Origin of the sequence: Solwaraspora sp. WMMD1047, from assembly GCF_029626155.1 — a bacterium.
Taxonomy (GTDB): domain Bacteria; phylum Actinomycetota; class Actinomycetes; order Mycobacteriales; family Micromonosporaceae; genus WMMD1047.
This window is the reverse complement of sequence record NZ_JARUBL010000001.1, coordinates 1,663,883-1,683,717: the sequence shown is the minus strand read 5'-3', so window position 1 is coordinate 1,683,717 and position 19,835 is coordinate 1,663,883. Positions and strand designations below refer to the sequence as shown.

Annotated in this window: 20 protein-coding genes and 1 pseudogene; 13 read left to right on the top strand and 8 right to left on the bottom strand. The window is 74.5% G+C overall.

Annotated elements, in window-relative coordinates:
* Window positions 1–9: 9 nt before the first annotated feature.
* Window positions 10–828, bottom strand: a complete 819-nt coding sequence (locus tag O7627_RS07880) for a maleylpyruvate isomerase family mycothiol-dependent enzyme (protein WP_278092840.1) — start codon at window positions 826–828, stop codon at window positions 10–12.
* Between the two features lie 172 nt (window positions 829–1,000).
* On the bottom strand, window positions 1,001–2,029 hold the full coding sequence (locus tag O7627_RS07875) for an alpha/beta hydrolase (RefSeq protein WP_278092839.1): 1,029 nt from the start codon (window positions 2,027–2,029) through the stop codon (window positions 1,001–1,003).
* Window positions 2,030–2,158: 129 nt separating this feature from the next.
* On the opposite strand from O7627_RS07875, the gene O7627_RS07870 reads away from it, so the two are divergent.
* Window positions 2,159–2,767: a TetR/AcrR family transcriptional regulator gene (locus O7627_RS07870; RefSeq protein WP_278092838.1), complete on the top strand. Its 609-nt coding sequence runs from the start codon at window positions 2,159–2,161 to the stop codon at window positions 2,765–2,767.
* A 3-nt stretch (window positions 2,768–2,770) separates the two neighbouring features.
* Here O7627_RS07870 and O7627_RS07865 read toward each other — a convergent pair whose 3' ends face one another.
* The 3 genes from O7627_RS07865 to O7627_RS07855 all read right to left on the bottom strand — a co-directional run bounded on the left by O7627_RS07865 (window position 2,771) and on the right by O7627_RS07855 (window position 4,285).
* A complete protein-coding gene (locus O7627_RS07865) occupies window positions 2,771–3,061 on the bottom strand; it encodes a DUF427 domain-containing protein (protein WP_278092837.1) in 291 nt (96 codons plus the stop codon).
* A 41-nt stretch (window positions 3,062–3,102) separates the two neighbouring features.
* Window positions 3,103–3,600 carry a metallophosphoesterase gene (locus O7627_RS07860; protein ID WP_278092836.1) on the bottom strand — a complete coding sequence of 166 codons (498 nt, stop codon included), beginning with the start codon at window positions 3,598–3,600 and terminating at the stop codon, window positions 3,103–3,105.
* 73 nt (window positions 3,601–3,673) lie between these two features.
* A complete protein-coding gene (locus O7627_RS07855; RefSeq protein ID WP_278092835.1) occupies window positions 3,674–4,285 on the bottom strand; it encodes a hypothetical protein in 612 nt (203 codons plus the stop codon).
* A 253-nt stretch (window positions 4,286–4,538) separates the two neighbouring features.
* Between O7627_RS07855 and O7627_RS07850 the strand changes: the two genes are divergently transcribed.
* The 6 genes from O7627_RS07850 (at window position 4,539) to O7627_RS07825 (ending at window position 8,830) form a co-directional block, all read left to right on the top strand.
* Window positions 4,539–5,192 carry a TetR/AcrR family transcriptional regulator C-terminal domain-containing protein gene (locus tag O7627_RS07850; protein WP_278092834.1) on the top strand — a complete coding sequence of 218 codons (654 nt, stop codon included), beginning with the start codon at window positions 4,539–4,541 and terminating at the stop codon, window positions 5,190–5,192.
* A complete protein-coding gene (locus O7627_RS07845; protein ID WP_278092833.1) occupies window positions 5,189–6,454 on the top strand; it encodes a D-arabinono-1,4-lactone oxidase in 1,266 nt (421 codons plus the stop codon). The genes O7627_RS07850 and O7627_RS07845 overlap by 4 nt, the downstream gene beginning before the upstream one ends.
* A gap of 109 nt (window positions 6,455–6,563) precedes the next feature.
* The gene (locus O7627_RS07840; protein ID WP_278092832.1) at window positions 6,564–7,211 is read left to right on the top strand and encodes a LysE family translocator; all 648 of its coding nucleotides are present in this window, start codon (window positions 6,564–6,566) and stop codon (window positions 7,209–7,211) included.
* A gap of 120 nt (window positions 7,212–7,331) precedes the next feature.
* Window positions 7,332–7,778 carry a YbaB/EbfC family nucleoid-associated protein gene (locus O7627_RS07835; protein WP_278092831.1) on the top strand — a complete coding sequence of 149 codons (447 nt, stop codon included), beginning with the start codon at window positions 7,332–7,334 and terminating at the stop codon, window positions 7,776–7,778.
* Between the two features lie 56 nt (window positions 7,779–7,834).
* Window positions 7,835–8,092, top strand: coding sequence for a hypothetical protein (locus tag O7627_RS07830; protein ID WP_278092830.1), 258 nt, complete (start codon window positions 7,835–7,837; stop codon window positions 8,090–8,092).
* Between the two features lie 54 nt (window positions 8,093–8,146).
* Complete coding sequence (locus O7627_RS07825; RefSeq protein WP_278092829.1) at window positions 8,147–8,830, top strand: hypothetical protein; 684 nt, start codon at window positions 8,147–8,149, stop codon at window positions 8,828–8,830.
* A gap of 22 nt (window positions 8,831–8,852) precedes the next feature.
* Here O7627_RS07825 and O7627_RS07820 read toward each other — a convergent pair whose 3' ends face one another.
* Genes O7627_RS07820 through O7627_RS07810 form a run of 3 tightly spaced genes read right to left on the bottom strand, consistent with a single transcriptional unit; the run spans window position 8,853 to window position 11,538 of the window.
* Entirely contained in the window at window positions 8,853–9,806 is a 954-nt protein-coding gene (locus tag O7627_RS07820) for an expansin EXLX1 family cellulose-binding protein (RefSeq protein ID WP_278092828.1), read from the bottom strand.
* A 43-nt stretch (window positions 9,807–9,849) separates the two neighbouring features.
* Window positions 9,850–10,686, bottom strand: coding sequence for an MOSC N-terminal beta barrel domain-containing protein (locus O7627_RS07815; protein ID WP_278092827.1), 837 nt, complete (start codon window positions 10,684–10,686; stop codon window positions 9,850–9,852).
* An 18-nt stretch (window positions 10,687–10,704) separates the two neighbouring features.
* On the bottom strand, window positions 10,705–11,538 hold the full coding sequence (locus O7627_RS07810; protein WP_278092826.1) for a class I SAM-dependent methyltransferase: 834 nt from the start codon (window positions 11,536–11,538) through the stop codon (window positions 10,705–10,707).
* A 95-nt stretch (window positions 11,539–11,633) separates the two neighbouring features.
* Between O7627_RS07810 and O7627_RS07805 the strand changes: the two genes are divergently transcribed.
* From O7627_RS07805 to hutH, 6 genes and pseudogenes are all read left to right on the top strand, one after another.
* The gene (locus O7627_RS07805) at window positions 11,634–12,515 is read left to right on the top strand and encodes a MurR/RpiR family transcriptional regulator (RefSeq protein WP_278092825.1); all 882 of its coding nucleotides are present in this window, start codon (window positions 11,634–11,636) and stop codon (window positions 12,513–12,515) included.
* 18 nt (window positions 12,516–12,533) lie between these two features.
* Complete coding sequence (gene hutU, locus O7627_RS07800; RefSeq protein WP_278092824.1) at window positions 12,534–14,315, top strand: urocanate hydratase; 1,782 nt, start codon at window positions 12,534–12,536, stop codon at window positions 14,313–14,315.
* The gene (locus O7627_RS07795; protein ID WP_278092823.1) at window positions 14,312–15,580 is read left to right on the top strand and encodes an allantoate amidohydrolase; all 1,269 of its coding nucleotides are present in this window, start codon (window positions 14,312–14,314) and stop codon (window positions 15,578–15,580) included. Before hutU ends, O7627_RS07795 begins: the two co-directional genes overlap by 4 nt.
* Window positions 15,577–16,983 (top strand): formimidoylglutamate deiminase, encoded by a 1,407-nt coding sequence (gene hutF / locus O7627_RS07790; RefSeq protein ID WP_278098200.1) that lies wholly within the window; start codon window positions 15,577–15,579, stop codon window positions 16,981–16,983. The genes O7627_RS07795 and hutF overlap by 4 nt, the downstream gene beginning before the upstream one ends.
* A 78-nt stretch (window positions 16,984–17,061) precedes the next feature.
* Window positions 17,062–18,201 (top strand): annotated as a pseudogene (gene hutI / locus O7627_RS07785) (imidazolonepropionase); the annotation flags it as partial.
* A gap of 63 nt (window positions 18,202–18,264) precedes the next feature.
* The gene (gene hutH / locus O7627_RS07780) at window positions 18,265–19,818 is read left to right on the top strand and encodes a histidine ammonia-lyase (protein WP_278098199.1); all 1,554 of its coding nucleotides are present in this window, start codon (window positions 18,265–18,267) and stop codon (window positions 19,816–19,818) included.
* Window positions 19,819–19,835 lie beyond the last annotated feature (17 nt).

Below are 19,835 nucleotides of genomic sequence, written 5' to 3'. Positions count from 1 at the left end.
TCCGGGCTCTCAGCGTGGCGAGAACGCCCTGCGCAGCATGCCGAGTTGCTCGGCGGCCGGTGACGCCGTGCCGAACACCACCGCCGGGCTCGGCCCCCGCCCGGCCAGGCTGTCCAACAGGGTGGTGACCTCGGCGCGCAGCGGTGTGGCCGCCCCGGGTTCGGCGGTGATCACGATCTCGTCGTCCACACTGGAGATCGTGTAGCCGCCCGACGGGCTACCGTCCAGGACCAGCGACGTGCACAGGTAGCCGCCGGTCCAGCTGGCCGAGGTGGCGGCGGCGAGCAGGCTGTAGAGAACCGCCAGTTGCAGGTCGACGTCGGTCGGCCGGATCTCGCCGCCGAGCGGGAGCACCACGTCCCGCTCGTGCATCCAGGCGTCCCAGAAGACGTGCAGCGACCGAATCGACCAGTGCGCCGGCCGGCCGAACGGGCCGCGCGCCGGGCCGCTGTCGGCGGCCGCCACGCGGGCAGTGAGCAGCGTCGTCTCCTGGTCGGCGAGTTCGGTCAGGTCGCGCAGGGTGTGGGCCGGCGGTTCGCCTGCGGTGCGGGCCAGCCACTGCGACGGGGTCCGCGCCGGGTCGAACCGGCCGCCACCGAACGGGCTGGGGCGGCCGGCGAGCCCGGCGGTGTGTGCCAGTGCCCCGTCGCGGACGTGCCGGGCGACGTCGTGGACCGACCAGTCCGAGCAGCGCGACGGTTGGCGCCAGGCCGGTTCCGGCAGGTCGCGCAGGAACTCGATGAACCGGCGCCGCTGGGCGCCGAACGCCTCGATCACCGGGCCGGGGCCGTCGCCACAACCCGCCCTCTCCGCCAGTCGCTGCGGCACGGAAGACACCCATCTCGCTCGCCAACGCCGCCGACTATACCGGCGGCCCTCCCGATCGGGCCGACGGTCGCACCGCTGGGCCGGACCGCCGAGCCGATCCGGTACGTGACCGATCGGCGGGCTCGGGGGCAGGTGCTGGTAACGATGCCGGGACCGGCGTCCTGACCGGCCGTCATTCGAGCCCGGCCAGGAACGCGGCCACGTCGGCGGCGATCTGGTCGGGGTACTCGCCGTTGATCGCGTGGGACGCGTCGGGATAGACCTTGACCGTCCCGTTGGGGAGGGTGCGGCGGGCCACCTCGGCGGCGGCGGCCGAGTCGTGCATCCGGGACTCCCCGGCGAGCAGCACCAGGGTGGGCGACCGCAGGCCGGCCAGGTCCTGCTCGGAGGGCCTGGTCGGCGGAGAGAGTTTCATCGCGTACGTCTGCATGCCCGCCTCGATCATCCGGGCCACCGGGACGTCCTCGACCGGGGCGCCGTTCGCGGTCCAGCTCGCGAAGTCGTCCCGCCAGGACTTGGGAAGCCAGCGGATGCTGGCCGGGATGGACCGGATGATCACCTCCAACGGCAGGTCCGCGAAGACCAGCACCGGGTCGAGCAGGAGGACGCTGGCGACCTTCTCGGGACGGTGCAGGGCGAGATTCATCGCGGTCCAGCCACCGAACGAGAGTCCGAACAGGTGGATGCGGGGTTCGGGCAGCTCTTCCAGCACCTCGTGCAGCCACTGCGCGTGGTCGGCCGGGGTGTTGATCGGCCGCTGCTGGATGCTCTGTCCGGGCTCGCCGAGCAGATCGACGGTGTAGACGCTGCGCACCCGCAGCAGCGCGGGCAGGTTGTCGGCCCAGACCGGCGACGCGGCGGCCCGGCCCGGCAGCAGCAACAGTGGCGCGGCGGCGGGTGACGCGCCGGTGAAGTGGTAGAGCCGGACCACCCCGTAGCTGGTCCGCACGTCGAGGGTCCGGTCCGGCTCGGGCAGCTCGGCCATCGCCTCGTCGTAGGCGGCGAGGAAGCGGTCGTGCGCCTGGGCCGAGGTGAAGTAGCCCACCGGGGACGGGTCGCGCAGGGCGTACGCGACCAGCATCACCACGGCGAGCAGCCCGGCGGCCACGCCGACCAGCCACCGCCGCCGGCGGCGCAACCACCTGGTGAATCGCCCCCACCTGTCGGAGGGCGACTGGTCCGGGCCGGTTTCCCGCGTCATGCCAGACACCTCGTTTTCTACCATGCGTTCAGATTACTAACCGCGTGGTAGAAAATCTAACCGAGAGGTCACCAAGAGCTGGCCGGGCGGGAGAACCGCCCGGCCGAAACCACCCGGTACGGTGGCGCCATGGCGGTCGACCAGGGACGCGCCGGCCGGCCACTGACCCTCACCGAGCAGGCCCGCCGCGCCCAGCTCATTCGGGTGACAATCGATCTGGTCGCCGCGCACGGCTACGCGGGCACCTCGCTGGCCCGGATCGCCGAGGCGGCGGAGATCTCGAAGGCGGCCGTCCTCTACCACTTCCCGTCCAAGGACGCGGTGGTACGGGCGGCGTACGGGACGGTGATCGAACAACTCACCGCGCGGGTGGGAGGCGCCGTCGAGCCACACACCGGGGCGGCCGCGCTGCGGGCCTACATCCACTCGCTCATCGCGTACCTGCGCGGCAGCCCGGCGCACGCACGGATGATCATCGAGGCGATCAGTGCCGAATCGGGCGTCACCGACAGCCCGAACGCCCCCAGCCGATGGCAGAGCGTCGCCGCGCTCATCGACGGGGCCAAGGCCGCCGGCGACTACCGGGCCGAGCCGGCCTCCCGGATCACCGCGGTCATCATCAACGGCGCGATCGACGCTGTGGTGGCCGAACAGCTCGCCGACCCGGGGTTCGACTCGGCGCGGGCGGCGGCGGCGATCGTCGACCTGGTGGACCGGGCGCTGGCGGTCGGCCGGTGAGGGTCAGTCCTCGGCGACGACCCTGACGTCCTTCCAGAAGGCCACCCGGTCACGGACCATCTCGGCCTCGGGCAACGGCTCCGGGTAGTACCAGACCGCGTCGGCGCTGCTGCGCCCCTGGTGTTCCAGGCTGTAGTAGGAGGCCGTGCCCTTCCACGGGCAGTGGGTATGGGTGTCCGACTCGCGCACCACATCGTCGCGCAGCGCCGACCGGGGGAAGTAGTGGTTGCCCTCGACCAGGACGGTGTCCGGGCTCTCGGCGATGACCAGGTCGTTCCAGATCGCTTTCGGCATACCCACAGCCTATGCCGGCCGCCGCCGCCGACCCGGCGGACTCAACGGGCGACGGTGTGCAGGGTCACGGCCGACAACCGGCCGTCGTCCGCGTCGGCGGTCAGATAGCTGGCGTACGGCTGCCGGCGGCGGTCGGTCGGCGAGCCGGGGTTGAGCAGCCGCAGGCCACCCGGGGCGGTGCTGTCCCAGGGGATGTGGGAGTGCCCGAAGACCAGCAGGTCGCGGTCGGGGAACCGGGCCGCGCAGCGACGGTCCCGCCCGCCCGCCGGCCCGGTCTCGTGCACCACCGCGATCCGCAGGCCGGCCGCCTCGAACCGGGCGATCTCCGGCAGCCGGGCCCGCAGTTCCGGCCCGTCGTTGTTGCCGTACACCCCGACCAGCCGGCGGCTGCGCCGCTCCAGCTCGTCGAGGAGCGCCACACTCACCCAGTCCCCGGCGTGGATGACCAGGTCGGCGCCGTCGACCGCGTCCCACAGCGGAGCCGGCAGGTCGCGGGCCCGCTTCGGCAGGTGGGTGTCCGCCATGATGACCAGCCGCACGCCGGCCAGCCTAGCCCCGCCGACCGGGCGGCCACCCCCGATCGCAGGTGGCCGCCCGGGGTCCGGACTCCGGTCAGGACCACTGCTCCGAGCTGGTCCGGTTGTCCATCGCCGCGCCGATGTGGTTGCGGCTGCCCTGGAAACCGACCGACGCACCACCGAAGTTGGTGTTCTCGTAGTGCTTCGTCCAGCAGTTGCCGAACGTCTGGAACGAGGTGATGCGGTTCACCCAGGCGGGTGCGGAGACGTTGTAGTTCGCGATCGAGTAGTCGACGTCGGTGGTGCGGTTGCTGCACTCCTTGTCGCCGTACCAGATCAGGGTGCCGTCGGTCTCGTCGTGGTTGGCCAGGTCGTACTCGATGCTGATGACGATCCGGGCGGCCAGTGCCGCCCGGCCGTCGGCGTTCGCGGCGGCCACGCCCGCGGCGAACGCCGGGTCCTTGACCGCCTCCGCGCCGGTGCGGGGCGCGTCGGCGAACCGGCCGGCGGTCGCCGTACGCACCGCCTCGGTGAGGGTGTCGAAGCAGACCAGCCCCGCCCGTCCGGTCAGGTCGCCGACGCAGTTGACTCCGGCGGGTGCGGCCTGAGCCGGCGCGGCGCCGAACGCGAGCTGACCGACCAGCAGCGCGGCGCCGGCCAGCGCCGCGCCGACCCGCGCGACCCGTCCTCGATTGATCCTGTCCATGCCAACTCCTCCAGTGTCCGACGGTCACCCGTCGCGCCCCGGACCGAACTGTCCAGCGGCGTCGACACCAGACTCGGCAGCACGATCACAGCCGGCTCAGCGCCGGCTCACGGCGGCTACCGGTCGGCTTACCCCGGCTACCGGGCTGTCGCATCGTCGGCATGTCGCCCACCCCAGTTGGCGCATGGCGCACTCCTGCCCGGTGACGGTACGCGTACGCCGTACGCTGTCAACCCCGTACGCTGTCAGGGCCATGCCACGTCCCCGCTCCCTGACCTCAGGCGCCATCGCGGCGGCCGCCCTGGCGGTCCTCGACCGGCACGGGTCGACCGCGCTGTCGATGCGCGCGGTCGCCGGTGAGCTGGGCGTGGGCACCATGTCGCTCTACCGCTACCTCGACGACCGCGCCGAACTGGAACGGCTCGTCGTCGACCACGTCCTCACCCCGGTCAATCTGGCGACACCACCCACCGACCGGTGGGACCGGCGGCTCGCCGCGCTCTGCCGGCGGATCCGGGACGCGCTGAGCGACCACCCGGCGGTGATTCCGCTGATGCTCGCCCACCGAAACGTCTGCGTCAGCACGGTCCGCTGGGGCGAGGCGATGATGTCCCTGCTGGCCGGCGCCGGCCTCGCCGGGGAGCGCCGGGCGATCGCCTTCCGCACCCTGCTGGCGTACGTCGTCGGCGCCCTGCAGTCCGACCAGCTCGGCTCGCTCTCCGGAGCCGGCACCGCCGCGCTCGCCCGGCTGCCCCGGCACGAGTTCCCGATGCTGGCCGAAACCGCCCGGGCGGCCGCCCGGATCGACCCCGCCGACGAGTTTCGACAGGGCCTGGACCTGGTACTGGCCGGACTGGCCACCGACCTGCACCCCGCCGCCACCGATGCCCCGGAAGGACACCCATGACCGAGACGCGCACCAACTGGGCCGGCAACGTGACCTTCCGCGCCGGCCGGCTGCACCGCCCGGACACCCTCGACGAGCTGCGAAAACTGGTGGCGGGCCGGTCCCGGCTGCGCACGCTCGGCACCGGGCACTCCTTCAACCGGCTGGCCGACACCACCGGCGACCAGGTCTCGGTCGCCGGGCTGCCGGCGGACCTCCGGTTCGACCCGGCCGGCCCGCGGGTGCGGGTCCCGGCCGGGCTCCGCTACGGCGACCTGGTGGCCCGGCTGCACGCCGCCGGCTGGGCGCTGCCCAACCTCGCCTCGCTGCCGCACATCTCGGTCGCCGGTGCCTGCGCCACCGGCACCCACGGCTCCGGCGACCGCAACGGCGGCCTGGCCACCTCGGTCTCGGCGCTCCGGCTGGTCACCGCGGACGGCGACCTGGTCACCCTCGACCGGCGGGCCGACCCCGACCGATTCCCCGGGTCGGTCGTCGCGCTGGGGGCGCTCGGCGTGGTCGTCGACCTCACCCTCGATCTGGTGCCGGCCTTCGACCTGCGGCAGTACGTCTACCAGGACCTGCCGCGCGCCGAGCTCGACGCGCACCAGGCCGAGGTGTTCGGCGCCGGGCACAGCGTCAGCCTCTTCACCGACTGGACCGGGCCGCGGTTCAACCAGGTGTGGATCAAGCGGCGGGTGGACGACCCCGGGCCGTGGCAACCGACGCCGCGCTGGTTCGGCGCGACGCTCGCCGACCGCCCGCTGCACCCGGTGCCCGGGATGTCCGCCGAGAACTGCACCGGGCAGCTCGGCGAACCCGGCCCCTGGTACGCCCGGCTGCCCCATTTCCGGCTCGAGTTCACCCCGAGCAGCGGAGAGGAGCTGCAGTCCGAGTATCTGCTCCCCCGGACCCGGATGACCGAGGCGCTGGACGCAGTGGACCGGGTCCGGCACCTGGTCGCCCCGGTCCTGCAGATCTCCGAGATCCGGACCGTCGCCGCCGACGACCTGTGGCTGAGCCCGAGCTACGGCCGGGACAGCGTGGCGATCCACTTCACCTGGGTGAAGGACCCCGAGGCGGTGGCGCCGGTGCTGGCCGCCGTCGAGCGGGAGCTGGCCGGGCTGGGCGCCCGCCCGCACTGGGGCAAGGTGTTCGCGGTGCCCGCCGCCGAACTGCGTGACCGGTACGACCGGCACGGCGACTTCCTCGACCTGATGCGGCACTTCGATCCGGCCGGCAAGTTCCGCAACGAGCTGCTCGACACCTACTTCCCGCGGTGACCCGGGGGGCCGCGACCGGCGGATTGGATCTGGCCGGTGCGGACCGGGCCGGCCAGGCTCGATCCGGACCGGTGCGGTCGGGCCGGTCGTCAACCACGGGGAGGTCGTCATGGTCGATGCCACGGCTGCACTGGGAATCGCGCTTGTCGCGCTCGGCCTGGTGCTCACCCCCGGCCCGAACATGATCTACCTGATCTCCCGCACCCTGGCCCAGGGCCGGACCGCCGGCCTGGTCTCCCTGCTCGGGGTGGCGGCCGGGTTCCTGGTCTACCTGGTCGGCTCGGCGGCCGGGCTGACCACACTGTTCGCCCTGGTGCCGCCGCTCTACGACCTGATCCGGCTGGCCGGCGCCGGCTATCTGCTCTGGCTGGCCTGGCAGGCGGTGCGGTCCCGCAACGGCGCGCTCTTCGTGGCCCGGCAGCTGCCCCCGGACCCGCCCCGCCGGTTGTTCCTGATGGGCCTGCTCACCAACCTGCTCAACCCGAAGATCGCGGTGCTCTACATCTCCCTGCTGCCCCAGTTCATCGACCCGGCCCGCGGCTCGGTGGCCGGTCAGGGCCTGCTGCTCGGCCTGACCCAGATCGTCGTGGCCGTCACGGTGAACTGCCTGATCGTCGTCGCCGCCGGCCGGATCGCCGGCTGGCTCGCCGGCCGGCCCGGCTGGTTGCGGATCCAGCAGTGGTTCATGGCATCGGTGCTCGGCGCGCTCGCCGTCCGGCTCCTCACCGATCGGGCCCGGCCGGTCCCGGCCGGCTGACGCCGTCGGAGCACCCGGTACGGGAGCTGGTCCGCCCGGAACGCGGACCACCGCACCCGTCGGGCTCTGCGACAATTGCGAGCTCTACCGGCCGCGGCCTGAAGCGGACTGAGGAGGACCATGTCAGACCCCACCAACCCGGGCGCCGGCACCAGCCTGAGTTCGCTGTTGCGGCAGATGCAGGACCAGTTCGACCGCTCCGAGCGGCTCAACTCCCAGCTCTCCGAACTCGTCGGCCGGGCGGTGAGTCCGGACGGCATGGTGCGGGTCGCCTGCACGGCCGACGACCCGACCCACGAGGTCGAGATCGACCCTCGGGCGCTGCGGCGGGGCGCCACCGATCTCGCCGGCAGCCTCCAGGAGGCGGCCCGCGGCGCCCGGGCCGACCTGGCCCGGCAGACCGACGACCTGATCCGGGAGCAGACCGGCGGCGGCGGTCCGCTGGCCCTGCCGCACGACCCGGCCGCCGCCCAGCAGAAGCTGCGGCACCTGAACGACCTCATCAACTCCGGGGCGCGGGACACGAACCTGATGTTCGAGCGGATGCGGCGCCAGTTCGGTCTCTGACCGCAGGCCCGGCCCGGCGCCGCAGGCCCGGCCGGCAGTTCCATGGGAAGGACGGCATGACCGAGTCGAACAGTGCTGGGCGGCCCGCCGACGAGGTGACCGCGCCGAGCCCGCTCGACGCGGCGGATGCGGCGCTGGCCGCGGCGGGTGCGATCGAGGAGAGCAACTACGCCGCGGTCTCCCCGCACCTGGCGGTCGCGTACCGCGCCGCGGCGCAGTTCATGGCCGGCGAACTGGCGGCCCGGCGGGACCAATCCGGTGTCGCCACGCCGCGGCTGGCGGGTGCCGCCGAGGACCCGGACGCCGCCACGTAACGAATCCGGGTGCCGGGGCGCTGGATCAACCGAGGACAACCATCGAGGAGTGGGATGACTCGGAGCAGCGCCGCCGCCGACGCGGCGAGAACGGCGATGGTGGAGATCTCGGTCGCCGCGGCGGTGATCCCGTCCGCGTGGCCGGTCGCCCAGATCGTCTACTTCCACCAGTGTGACCCGCTGGCGATCATCCAGGCCGGCGTCAACTGGCTCGACCTGCACGACCGGCTCGACGACGCCCGGCGCAGCGCCGGACCCGACCGGCCAGGCGTCAGATCGCAGGTGGTCGCGGTGGTGGTGGGGGTGACCCTGCTCTGCGTCGGAACCATGCTGTTCCTGCTGGTCGTCGCCTACGCGGTGGTGTCGACGATCCTGGCCGCCTTCGCGCACCAGATCGCCACCGCGGCGGCCAGCGCCGCGGCCGGTTCGGCCGCCGCCTGCCTGTCGGCCGCGAACTCGTTCGCCGCCTCGGCCCTGACCACGCTGCGCCACCTGGAGTCGATGGCGTCCGCGATCGGCAAGCGCGGCGCCACCGCGATCGCCCGGGCAATGGTGCTGGACCCGGAGCAGGCGCAGGCCACGGTCGAGCGGCCGACCGCGGCCGGGATGGACGCGCTGCGGGAGCTGGCCCGGGCCACCATCGACGATTCCGACCGGGTCGTCACCAACCTGCTCGCCGGCTGGGCCCGCGACCCCGACGAGGCGCCCGGCTGGGGAGCACTGTTCGCCAGCACCTGACCCCGACGGCCGACCACCCGGGTCAGCCGTCGCAACTGGCGGGCACCGACGCGGCCGCCGGCGCCGCGGTGGTCCCGGGAGCAACGGGTACGCCAGCCGCGGCGGTCGGCGTACCGGATGGGCTGCCGGCGGGGGTCGGGGTCGGCGGGCCGGGCGACCGGCGGGTGGGCGACGCGGCGGCCCGACCGGGCGCGGACCCGCCGCCGTACATCCGCACGGTGCTGCGCTGGGTCTGCTCGGGCAGCAGCTTGATGCCCTGGGCGACGGCCCGCTGCCCGCGCACGTCGGTGACGCGGATGCTGTACGGCCCGGCGCCGAGCCCACCGTCGATGACCCAGTAGTTGTAGTCCTGCCGGTCGGCGGGCCGCCAGGCCGAACCGCCCGACCGCGCCTCCACCGAACGCAGGGCGTTGCCGTGCTCGCCGACCAGGACGGCGAACCAGAACTGCGACGTGCCGTCCTTCATCCGGAAGGTCAGCGGCCCGACCCCGGACGGGTTCGCCACCGCCCGGTAGCTGACCGGGACGATCCCCTGTACCGGATCGGCGATCTTCGCGAACGCCTCCTTCGACAGGTCGATGTGCCCGGCGGGACACTCCGGGCAGCGGTCCATCACCAGTACCCGGACCTTGCCCTTGGGACCGGTCACGTCGAGGTACCCGCCGCAGGCGGCCGCGTCGGCGTACTCGGAGGGGCCGAGCGCGACGTACATCCGGTCGGCCGGGGCGCTCGGGTAGGAGCAGTTGCCGCCCGCGCCGCCGGAGTCGTAGAAGGTGGCCTTGCCCTGCCGGGTGCTGCCGTCCGGCGGTGCCGCCAGCCCGGCGGCGCAGGCCGGTGCGCCGGACTGCACGGCGAGGGCGACCCCGACGACGGCGGCCAGCACGGCGACCCCGGTCGCGGCCAACCAGCGCGGCGACAGCCGGGGCGCCCGGCGGTGCCGGCGGGCGGTCGGGCCGTCAGGGCTGGTGTCGGTCACGTGGACCCATGCTGCCCGCCCCCGTCACCAGGCGCAACAGTCCTTAATCTCCGGCTAAGGCAACCTCGTCCCCGATGGTGATCTCCGCGCCGGCGGTGACGCCGTCGGGAATGATGTTCTGGCCGAAGAGCAGCTTCTGGTCGACGGCGTGGATCGCGGCCAGCACCCGCAGCGGCTCCCGCCCCTTCTCCGCGGTCTCCTGATCCACAGTGGTCACCACGCAGCGCGGGCTGGGTCGGGCCACCCGGAACACCGCCGCGCCGATCCGCAGCCGGCGGCCGGTCCACTCCTCCTCCTGCCACGGCCGGCGGCAGCCGCTGACCACCAGGTTCGGGCGGAACCGGGCCATCGGCAGCGGCGCCTCGTGGCTGCCCGACGCCAGCAGCGCGTCGTTCACCGCGTCCAGCGAGGCGGTGGTGGCGAGCAGCAGCGGAAACCCGTCGGCGAAGCTGACCCGGTCGGCCGGCGCGCTGAACGTCGTGTCCGGCACCGACCGGGCGGTCGGGTCGCCCAGCCAGACCAGCCGGACCTTGCGGTCCAGCGCCACGGTCAGCCACTCGGCGGCCCCGGCGTCGGCGACCCGCGCGGCGGCCGGCGCGTGGTGGCGGAACACCCGCACCGGCAGCGCGTCGCCATCGGCCGGCTCCGGCACCGTCAGGTCGGGTCGGCCGGCCGCCCGCAGCAGCACTCCGTCGGGCCGCGGCTCGGGGCGGATCAGCGCCAGCGCCGGCACCTCCCGCTGGGTGACGCCGACCCCGTCTTCGTCGACGACCATCCACCGCCGGTCGCCGCGCAGGCCCCAGGGCTCGACCCGCGCGCCGTCGTGGTCGAGCCGGTGACAACCCTTGACCGGGTACGTGTGGATGGCCGCCAGCCGCATCGGCTCAGGATGTCACAGCTACCAGGCGACGCCGATCCCGTCGCCGGGGAACCAGTGCCGGGCCGGGGTCTCCCGGAAGGCGAGGAACCGCCGGTCGGTCCGTTCGGCGTGCTCGGCGAGCACGTTCGTCACCGTGACGTTGTCGGTGAGCAGCACCGCCCCGGGCGCCAGCTTCGCCTCCACCGCCTCGAACTCGCGCTGCTCGTGGCCGACGCTGTGGTCGCTGTCGTGCAGGAACATGTCGACCGGCCGGTCCAGGTCGTTGATCGACGAGATCGAGTCGCCGATCACCAGGTCGACCACGTCCGACCAGGGCTGCGCCTTGGCCAGGTAGCCGGCCTCCGGGTTGATGTCCAGCGAGGTGACCCGGCCCGGGTCTCCCTCGGCGGCGTTGCGCAGCAGGGCGGCGGCCAGCACGCAGGTGCCCAGCCCTTTGTCCACGCCGGTCTCCACGATGTGCGCCGGGCGCAGCGCGCGGACCATGGCGTACCAGCCGATCCGGCGGGCGTAGCGGACCTGCCGGTCGGCCAGGCCGCGCCGGGCGGAGGCCGCGGTCGCCTGCTCGATGTGACGGCGCAGTTCGTCGTCGCCCTCGATCTCGGCCAGGTACTGCCGGACCTGCTTGACCGGCACCGCGCAGACCACGCTGACGAACCAGGCCAGGTGCTCGCGGCTGAGCCGGGTCAGGTGGTACGTGTAGTTGTGGTGTTCGCGGGAGGTGACCAGCCAGCGGGCCGACACCTTCAGCACCCGCGCGTCGTAGCGGGCGACCTTGAACAGTCGTTGGGGAAATGCCGCCACCGGAGCCAGGCGGGTACGGGCGATCGCGCGCCGAATCTTCGTGCCATCCACGCGGATGGTTCTACCACGCGCCCCGCCGGGCCGGTTCCCGGACGAGCTGTCCGGCGGCATTGCCAGCTGAATGAAGCCATGCATAGAGTCACTACGTGAATGACACCGGCGTCATCGCGGCCCCGCCGACGGACCGCGTGCTCGAACTGTTCCACGGCGTGCGGCTCACGCCAACCCAGCGCCGGATCGCGCACAGCCTGGTGCAGCATGCCGCCTCGGCCGCGTACCTCTCCGCCGCCGAGGTCGCCGAGCTGGCTCAGGTCAGCCAGCCGTCGGTGACCCGGTTCGCGATGGCCCTCGGCTACGACGGCTATCCGGCCCTGCGCCGCCGGCTCCGCGACATCGCCGCCGGCGGACCGGGGCCCGACTCCCCCGGCCACCTGACCGGCCCGCCGCAGAACGAGACCCAACGCGCGGTACGCGCCGAGGTGGAGAACCTGCACCGGCTCGCCGACCAGCTCGCCGACCGGGACCGGGTCACCGCCGCCGGGGCGCTGCTGGCCGCCAGCCGTCCGCTGCCGGTGCTCGGGCTGCGCGCGGCGGCGCCGCTGGCCGCGTACTTCGCCTACTTCGCGGCCAAGATCCACCCGGACGTGCGGGTGCTCGACACCGGCGGCAGCCTGCTCGCCGACCGGTTGGAGCAGGCCCGGGCCGGCGGGGCGACCGCGCTGCTGGCGATCGTGCTGCCCCGCTATCCGCGCGAGTCGCTGGAGGCGCTGCGGGAGGTACGCGAGTCCGGCACCGGGCTCACCGTGGTCACCATCACCGACTCGGCGGTCAGCCCGGCCGCCGAATACTCCGACATCGTGCTGCCCGCCGCCGTCGGCGCCCAGCTCGTCTTCGACCTGCACACCGCCCCGATGGCGCTGTCGATGGTGCTGCTGCAGGCGATCTGCGACGCCGCTCCGGCCGACGCCCAGCGCCGGCTGGAGGAGTTCGAACGCTCCGCCACCCGCCGGCAGGTGTTCCTCAGCTAGCAACGGAAGGTGTCCCGGATGAACGAGCAGGTCCGCGCCGCGCGCGGCGGCAGCCGCACCGCGAAGGGCTGGCCGCAGGAGGCCGCCCTGCGGATGCTGATGAACAACCTGGACCCGGAGGTGGCCGAGCGCCCCGGCGACCTGGTGGTCTACGGCGGCACCGGCCGGGCGGCCCGGGACTGGCCGTCCTACCACGCCCTGGTGCGTACGCTGCGGGAGCTGGCCGACGACGAGACGCTGCTGGTGCAGTCCGGCCGGCCGGTCGGGGTGCTGCGCACCCACGAATGGGCGCCCCGGGTGCTGATCGCCAACTCGAACCTGGTCGGCGACTGGGCCACCTGGCCGGAGTTCCGCCGGCTGGAGAACCTCGGCCTGACCATGTACGGGCAGATGACCGCCGGCTCCTGGATCTACATCGGCACCCAGGGCATCCTGCAGGGCACCTACGAGACGTTCGCGGCGGTCGCCGCGAAGCTGGCCACGGCGGGCACGGCCTCGGCGGGCACGGCCTCGGCGGACCTCGCCGCGGCCGCGGCCGGCGGCGCGAGCCTGGCCGGCACCCTCACGCTCACCGCCGGCTGCGGCGGGATGGGCGGCGCCCAGCCGCTCGCGGTCACCATGAACGGCGGCGCCTGCCTGATCGTGGACGTGGACCCCGGCCGGCTGGCCCGCCGGGTCCGGGACCGTTACCTCGACCAGGTGGCCGACTCGCTGGACGCCGCCGTCGAGCTGGCCACCGCCGCCCGCCGCGACCGCCGGGCGCTCTCGGTCGGGGTGGTCGGCAACGCCGCCACCGTCCTGCCGGAGCTGCTGCGCCGGGGCGTCGAGATCGACATCGTCACTGACCAGACCAGCGCCCACGACCCGCTGTCGTACCTGCCCGAGGGGGTGGAGCTGGCCGAGGCGGCCGGGCTGGCGGCGGCCGACCCGGCCGGGTTCACCGAGCGGGCGCGGGCCTCGATGGCCCGCCACGTCGAGGCGATGGTCGGCTTCCTCGACGCGGGCGCCGAGGTCTTCGACTACGGCAACTCGATCCGGGGCGAGGCGCAACTCGGCGGCTACCGGCGGGCATTCGACTTCCCCGGTTTCGTGCCCGCGTACATCCGGCCGTTGTTCTGCGCCGGCAAGGGTCCGTTCCGGTGGGCGGCGCTGTCGGGCGACCCGGCCGACATCGCCGCCACCGACCGGGCCATCCTGGAGCTGTTCCCCGAGAACGAGTCGCTGGCCCGGTGGATCAGGCTGGCCGGCGAGCGGCTGACCTTCCAGGGCCTGCCGGCGCGGATCTGCTGGCTCGGCTACGGCGAACGCGACCGGGCCGGGGTCCGGTTCAACGAGATGGTCGCCTCGGGTGAGCTCTCCGCCCCGGTGGTGATCGGCCGCGACCACCTGGACGCCGGGTCGGTCGCCTCGCCGTACCGGGAGACCGAGGCGATGGCCGACGGCTCCGACGCGATCGCCGACTGGCCGCTGCTCAACGCGCTCGTCAACACCGCCAGCGGCGCCTCCTGGGTGTCGATCCACCACGGCGGCGGGGTCGGCATCGGGCGGTCGCTGCACGCCGGGCAGGTCTGCGTCGCCGACGGCAGCGCGCTGGCCGGCCAGAAGATCGAACGGGTGCTCACCAACGACCCGGCGACCGGGGTGCTGCGACACGTCGACGCCGGCTATCCGGCGGCGGCCGAGGTGGCCACCGCCACCGGCCTGCCGATCCCGATGCGGGCGCCGGGCGTGTCGCCGACAGCGGTCGCGGCGCAGGCGCCCAGCCCGACCGAGACGCCCAGCCCGACGGAGGCAGCGTGAGTGGCGCGCCGGGCGGCGGCGACACGGGCGGCACGGCCGCCGGGTTCCGGGCCGCGTGGGACGAGATCGCGCCGGTCGGCCGCGACCCGGGCAGCGGCGGCTACCTGCGGTACGGCTTCAGCGAGCCGGTCCGGCGGCTGGAGGAGTGGTTCCGGGACCGGGTCCAGCGCATGGGCGGGCGGCTGGAAACCGACGGCAACGGCAACCTCTTCGCCTGGTGGGGCCCGGACGCTGGCGGCAACGGCCAGCGCGCCGGCCGGAGCGGCGACGCGGCGGGCGGGCTCCTGCTCGGCAGCCACTTCGACTCCGTCCCGCACGGCGGTGGCTACGACGGGCCGCTCGGCATCGTCAGCGCCCTGCTCGCCGTCACCGACCTGCTCGACCGGGGCGGTCCGCCGCGCCGGCCGGTCGGGGTGGCCGCGTTCGCCGAGGAGGAGGGCGCCCGGTTCGGCGTACCGTGCCTCGGGTCGCGGCTGCTGACCGGTGACATCGCGCCGGAGCGGGCGGCGGCTCTCACCGACCCGGACGGCGTCACCTTCGAAGCCGCGCTCGGCGGTCCGCCGGCCGGCGCCCGCCCCGAGCTGCTGGCCGGGCTGGCCGCCTTCGTCGAGTTGCACGTCGAGCAGGGCCGGGCGCTGGCCGAGCTGGCCGCCCCGATCGGGATCGGCAGCGGCATCTGGCCGCACGGCCGGTGGCGGCTGGAGCTGACCGGCGAGGCCAACCACGCCGGCACCACCCGGATGGCCGACCGGCGGGATCCGATGCTGACCTTCGCGTTCGCGGTGCTGGCCGTCAACAAGGAGGCCCGGCTGCGCGGCGCGCACGCCACCGTCGGCCGGGTCCGGGTCGAACCGAACGCCACGAACGCGGTGCCGTCCCGGGTCGCCGGCTGGCTCGACGCCCGGGCCGCCGACCGCCACGTCCTCGACGCACTGGTCGAGACCGTGCACCGTAAGGTCGCCGAGCGGGCCGACCGGGACGGCACCACGGTCACCCTGACCCCCGAGTCGGCCAGCCCGGCCGTCGATTTCGACGCCGACCTGGTCGGCCGGCTACGCCGGGCGCTCGGCGACGACGTTCCGGTGCTGCCGACCGCCGCCGGCCACGACGCCGGGATCCTCGCGGCGCACCTGCCCACCGCGATGCTCTTCGTCCGCAACCCGACCGGGGTCTCCCACTCGCCGGCCGAGTCCGCCGCCGACGCCGACTGCGCGGCCGGCGTGCAGGCGCTCACCGACCTGCTGACGGCGCTGGCATGCGACTGACTCGCTGGCACGCCGAGTTCGGCTGGCCGGCGGGTGCCGCCGAGCCGGTCGCCGACCTGTTGATCGAGGTCGTGGACGGCCGGTTCGGCGCGGTCACCGTCGGGGTCAGCCCGCCGCCGCCGGACGCCGTCCGGCTGCCCGGCCTCACCCTGCCCGGCCTGGCCAACACCCACTCGCACGCCTTCCACCGGGCGCTGCGCGGGCGTACCCAGGGCGGGCCGGGCGACTTCTGGAGCTGGCGGGACCGGATGTACGCGGTCGCCGACCGGCTCGACCCGGACAGCTACCTGGCGCTGGCCCGCGCCACCTACGCCGAGATGGCGTTGGCCGGGATCACCTGCGTGGGCGAGTTCCACTACCTGCACCACGCGCCGGGCGGCACCCGCTACGCCGACCCGAACGCGATGGGCGTCGCGCTGATCGAGGCCGCCGCCCAGGCCGGCATCCGGCTCACCCTGCTCGACACCGCCTACCTGACCGCCACCGTGGACGGCCGGCCGCTGACCGGGCCGCAGCTCCGATTCGGCGACGGCGACGCCGCCGGCTGGGCCAACCGGGCCACGGCACTCGACCGGGCCACCACGCTCCACCCGGCGATGGCGCTCGACCCGGCTGCGGCGCCCGGCCGGGGTACCGCGCCCGGATGGGCCGCCGGGCGGGTCCGGCGCGGTGCGGCCATCCACTCCGTGCGGGCGGTCCCCGCCGACCAGCTCGCCGAGGTGGCCGGCTGGGCCGCCGAGCGGTCCGCACCCCTGCACCTGCACCTATCGGAGCAGCCCGCCGAGAACGACGCCTGTCTGGCGTACCACGGAAAAACGCCGACCGCGTTGCTGGCCGGCGCGGGCGTGCTCGGCCCGGCCACGACGGCGGTCCACGGCACCCACCTGACCGGCGCCGACCTGGCCGCGCTGGGCCGGACCGGCACCGGCGTCTGCCTCTGCCCCACCACCGAACGGGAACTGGCCGACGGGATCGGGCCGGCACGGGCGCTGGCCGACGCCGGCAGCCCGCTGAGCCTCGGCACCGACAGCCACGCGATCATCGACATGTTCGAGGAGGCCCGCGCAGTGGAGTCGCACGAACGGTTGCGCACGACCCGGCGCGGCCACTTCCGCCCGGACGAGCTGCTGCGGACCGCCACCGCCGCCGGGCACGCGGCGCTGGGCTGGCCGGACGCCGGCGCGATCCGCCCCGGCGACCGGGCCGACCTGGTCACCATCGCGTTGGACAGCGCCCGCACCGCCGGCGTCCCGCCGGCGGGCGCGCTCTTCGCAGCCACCGCAGCCGACGTCACCCACGTGCTTGTCGACGGTCGGCCGGTGGTCACCGCCGGGCGGCACCTGTCGATCGACGTGCCGGCCGAGCTGCGGGCGGCGATCGCGGCGGTGACCGATGAGCGGTGATCCGATGAGCGGTTGCCCGGCGAACGGTTGCCCGACAAGCGATGACCCGGCGAGCGGCGGCCGGTGGGCGGTACGCCGATGAGCCTCGGCAGCCTGTTGCTGGACAACATCGGTGAGTTGGTCACCAACGTGGCCGGGACCGGCGACGGTAGTCCGCTCGGCATCCGCCGCAAGGCGGCGCTGCTGGTGGAGGCCGGTGAGGTCGCCTGGATCGGGCCGGCCCGCTACGCGCCCGCCGCCGACCGGCGGATCGACGTGGCCGGCCGGGCGGTGCTGCCCGGCTTCGTCGACAGCCACTCCCACCTGGTCTTCGCCGGGGACCGCGCCGCCGAGTTCGCCGCCCGGATGGCCGGGACGCCGTACACCGGCGGCGGCATCCGCACCACGGTCGCCGCCACCCGCGCCGCCGGGGACGCCGAACTGCGCGACGCGGTGGCCCGGCTGCACGGCGAGGCGCTGCGGCAGGGCACCACCACGATCGAGATCAAGAGCGGGTACGGCCTGACGGTCGCCGACGAGGCCCGGTCGCTGCGGATCGCCCGCGAGTTCACCGACGAGACCACCTTCCTCGGCGCGCACGTCGTCCCGGCCGAGTACGCCGACCGCCCCGACGACTACGTCGGCCTGGTCTGCGGGCCGATGCTGCGCGCCGCGCTGCCGTACGCCCGGTGGATCGACGTTTTCTGCGAGCGGGGCGCCTTCGACGCCGACCACGCCCGCGCCATCCTCACCGTCGGGCAGGCCGCCGGCCTCGGCGTGCGGGTGCACGCCAACCAGCTCGGCCCCGGCCCGGGGGTGCGGCTGGCGGTCGAACTCGGCGCGGCCAGCGCGGACCACTGCACCCACCTGTCCGACGCGGACGTGGCAGCGCTGGCTGACTCGGCGACCAACGCTTCCGGCGACGGCGTCGCCGGCACGGTGGCGACGCTGCTGCCCGGTGCCGAGTTCTCGACCCGGTCGCCGTACCCGGACGCCCGCCGGCTGCTCGACGCGGGGGTGACGGTGGCGCTGGCCACCGACTGCAATCCCGGCTCGTCGTACACGTCGTCGATGCCGTTCTGCGTCGCGCTGGCCGTACGCGAGATGGGGATGACCCCGGCGGAGGCGGTCTGGGCCGCGACGGCCGGCGGGGCGCGGGCGCTGCGCCGCGACGACATCGGGGTGTTGCGGGTCGGCGGCCGCGCCGACCTGGCCGTGTTGGCCGCCCCGTCGCATCTGCACCTGGCCTACCGGCCGGGGGTGCCGCTGATCGAGCAGGTCCTGCACAACGGGAGTACCGCGATGCCTACCCTGACCGGGTCGACCGTCACCGTCCACCCCGACGGCATCTCCCCCGCCGACGTCCTCGCCGTGGCCCGCGGCCCGGCCCGGGTGGTGCTCAGCCCGGCCACGCTTGACGCGATGGCCACCAGCCGGGCGATCGTGGACCGGATCGAGGCCGCCGGCCGCCCGGTCTACGGGGTCTCGACGGGCTTCGGGGCGCTGGCCAACACGTTCGTCGCCCCGGAGCGGCGGGCCGAGCTGCAGCACGCGCTGATCCGCTCGCACGCGGCCGGGATCGGGGCGCCGATGCCGCGCGAGGTGGTCCGGGCGATGCTGCTGCTGCGGGTGCGATCGCTGGCGCTGGGCCATTCGGGCGTCCGCCCGCTTGTCGCGCAGGCCTTGGTGGACCTGCTCAACCACGACCTGACCCCGTGGGTGCCCGAACACGGCTCGCTCGGCGCGTCCGGTGATCTGGCGCCGCTGGCGCACTGCGCGCTGGCGCTGCTCGGCGAGGGTTGGGTGCTCGCCCCGGACGGCGGTCGGCTCGACGCCGCCGAGGCGCTGGCCGCCGCCGGGCTGCGCCCGATCGAGCTGGCCGCCAAGGAGGGGCTGGCGCTGATCAACGGCACCGACGGGATGCTCGGCATGCTGCTGCTGGCGATCGCCGACGCCGGCCACCTGTTCACCATGGCCGACGTGACGGCCGCGCTGGCGATCGAGGCGATGCTCGGCTCGGAGCGGCCGTTCCTGCCGGAGCTGCACGCCATCCGGCCGCACCCGGGGCAGGCGGTGTCGGCGGCGAACATCCACCGGCTGCTGCAGGGCTCGCAGATCATGGACTCGCACCGCGACGACCTGGCGCACGCCGTGCAGGACGCGTACTCGATGCGGTGCGCACCGCAGGTCGCCGGGGCGGCCCGGGACACCCTCGGTTTCGTGGTCGACGTCGCCGGCCGGGAGCTGCGGTCCGTTGTGGACAATCCGGTGGTGCTGCCGGACGGCCGGGTCGAGTCGACCGGGAACTTCCACGGCGCCCCGCTCGGCTTCGCCGCCGACTTCCTGGCCATCGCCGCCGCCGAGGTCGGCGCCATCGCCGAGCGGCGGGTGGACCGGCTGCTGGACGTCACCCGGTCGCGGGAACTGCCGGCGTTCCTCTCCCCCGACCCGGGGGTGAACTCGGGGCTGATGATCGCCCAGTACACGGCGGCCGGGATCGTCGCCGAGAACCGGCGGCTGGCCGCGCCGGCCTCGGTGGACTCGCTGCCCACCAGCGGCATGCAGGAGGACCACGTATCGATGGGCTGGTCGGCCTGCCGCAAGCTGCGTACCGTGCTGGACAACCTGACCAGCCTGCTCGCGGTCGAGTTGCTGGCCGGCGTACGCGGTCTGCAGTTGCGGGCGCCGCTGCGGCCGTCCCCGGCCGGGGCGGCGGCGATGGCGGCGGTCGCCGCGTTCGCCGGTGAGCCCGGACCGGACGTCTTCCTCGCTCCGGTGCTGGAGCGGGCCCGGTCCGCGATCGCCGGCCTCGACCTGCGCGCCGGTGTCGAACGGGCGGTCGGCCCGCTCGGTTGACATGTCCTGAATGGATG

Coding starts and splice junctions, on each gene's coding strand:
- O7627_RS07830 (WP_278092830.1), top strand. CDS start 7,835: ATGACCGAGTCGAACAGTGCTGGGCGGCCCGCCGACGAGGTGACCGCG.
- O7627_RS07835 (WP_278092831.1), top strand. CDS start 7,332: ATGTCAGACCCCACCAACCCGGGCGCCGGCACCAGCCTGAGTTCGCTG.
- O7627_RS07845 (WP_278092833.1), top strand. CDS start 5,189: ATGACCGAGACGCGCACCAACTGGGCCGGCAACGTGACCTTCCGCGCC.
- O7627_RS07875 (WP_278092839.1), bottom strand. CDS start 2,029: ATGACGCGGGAAACCGGCCCGGACCAGTCGCCCTCCGACAGGTGGGGG.
- O7627_RS07825 (WP_278092829.1), top strand. CDS start 8,147: ATGACTCGGAGCAGCGCCGCCGCCGACGCGGCGAGAACGGCGATGGTG.
- O7627_RS07865 (WP_278092837.1), bottom strand. CDS start 3,061: ATGCCGAAAGCGATCTGGAACGACCTGGTCATCGCCGAGAGCCCGGAC.
- O7627_RS07870 (WP_278092838.1), top strand. CDS start 2,159: ATGGCGGTCGACCAGGGACGCGCCGGCCGGCCACTGACCCTCACCGAG.
- hutH (WP_278098199.1), top strand. CDS start 18,265: ATGCCTACCCTGACCGGGTCGACCGTCACCGTCCACCCCGACGGCATC.
- hutU (WP_278092824.1), top strand. CDS start 12,534: ATGAACGAGCAGGTCCGCGCCGCGCGCGGCGGCAGCCGCACCGCGAAG.
- O7627_RS07855 (WP_278092835.1), bottom strand. CDS start 4,285: ATGGACAGGATCAATCGAGGACGGGTCGCGCGGGTCGGCGCGGCGCTG.
- O7627_RS07840 (WP_278092832.1), top strand. CDS start 6,564: ATGGTCGATGCCACGGCTGCACTGGGAATCGCGCTTGTCGCGCTCGGC.
- O7627_RS07850 (WP_278092834.1), top strand. CDS start 4,539: ATGCCACGTCCCCGCTCCCTGACCTCAGGCGCCATCGCGGCGGCCGCC.
- O7627_RS07815 (WP_278092827.1), bottom strand. CDS start 10,686: ATGCGGCTGGCGGCCATCCACACGTACCCGGTCAAGGGTTGTCACCGG.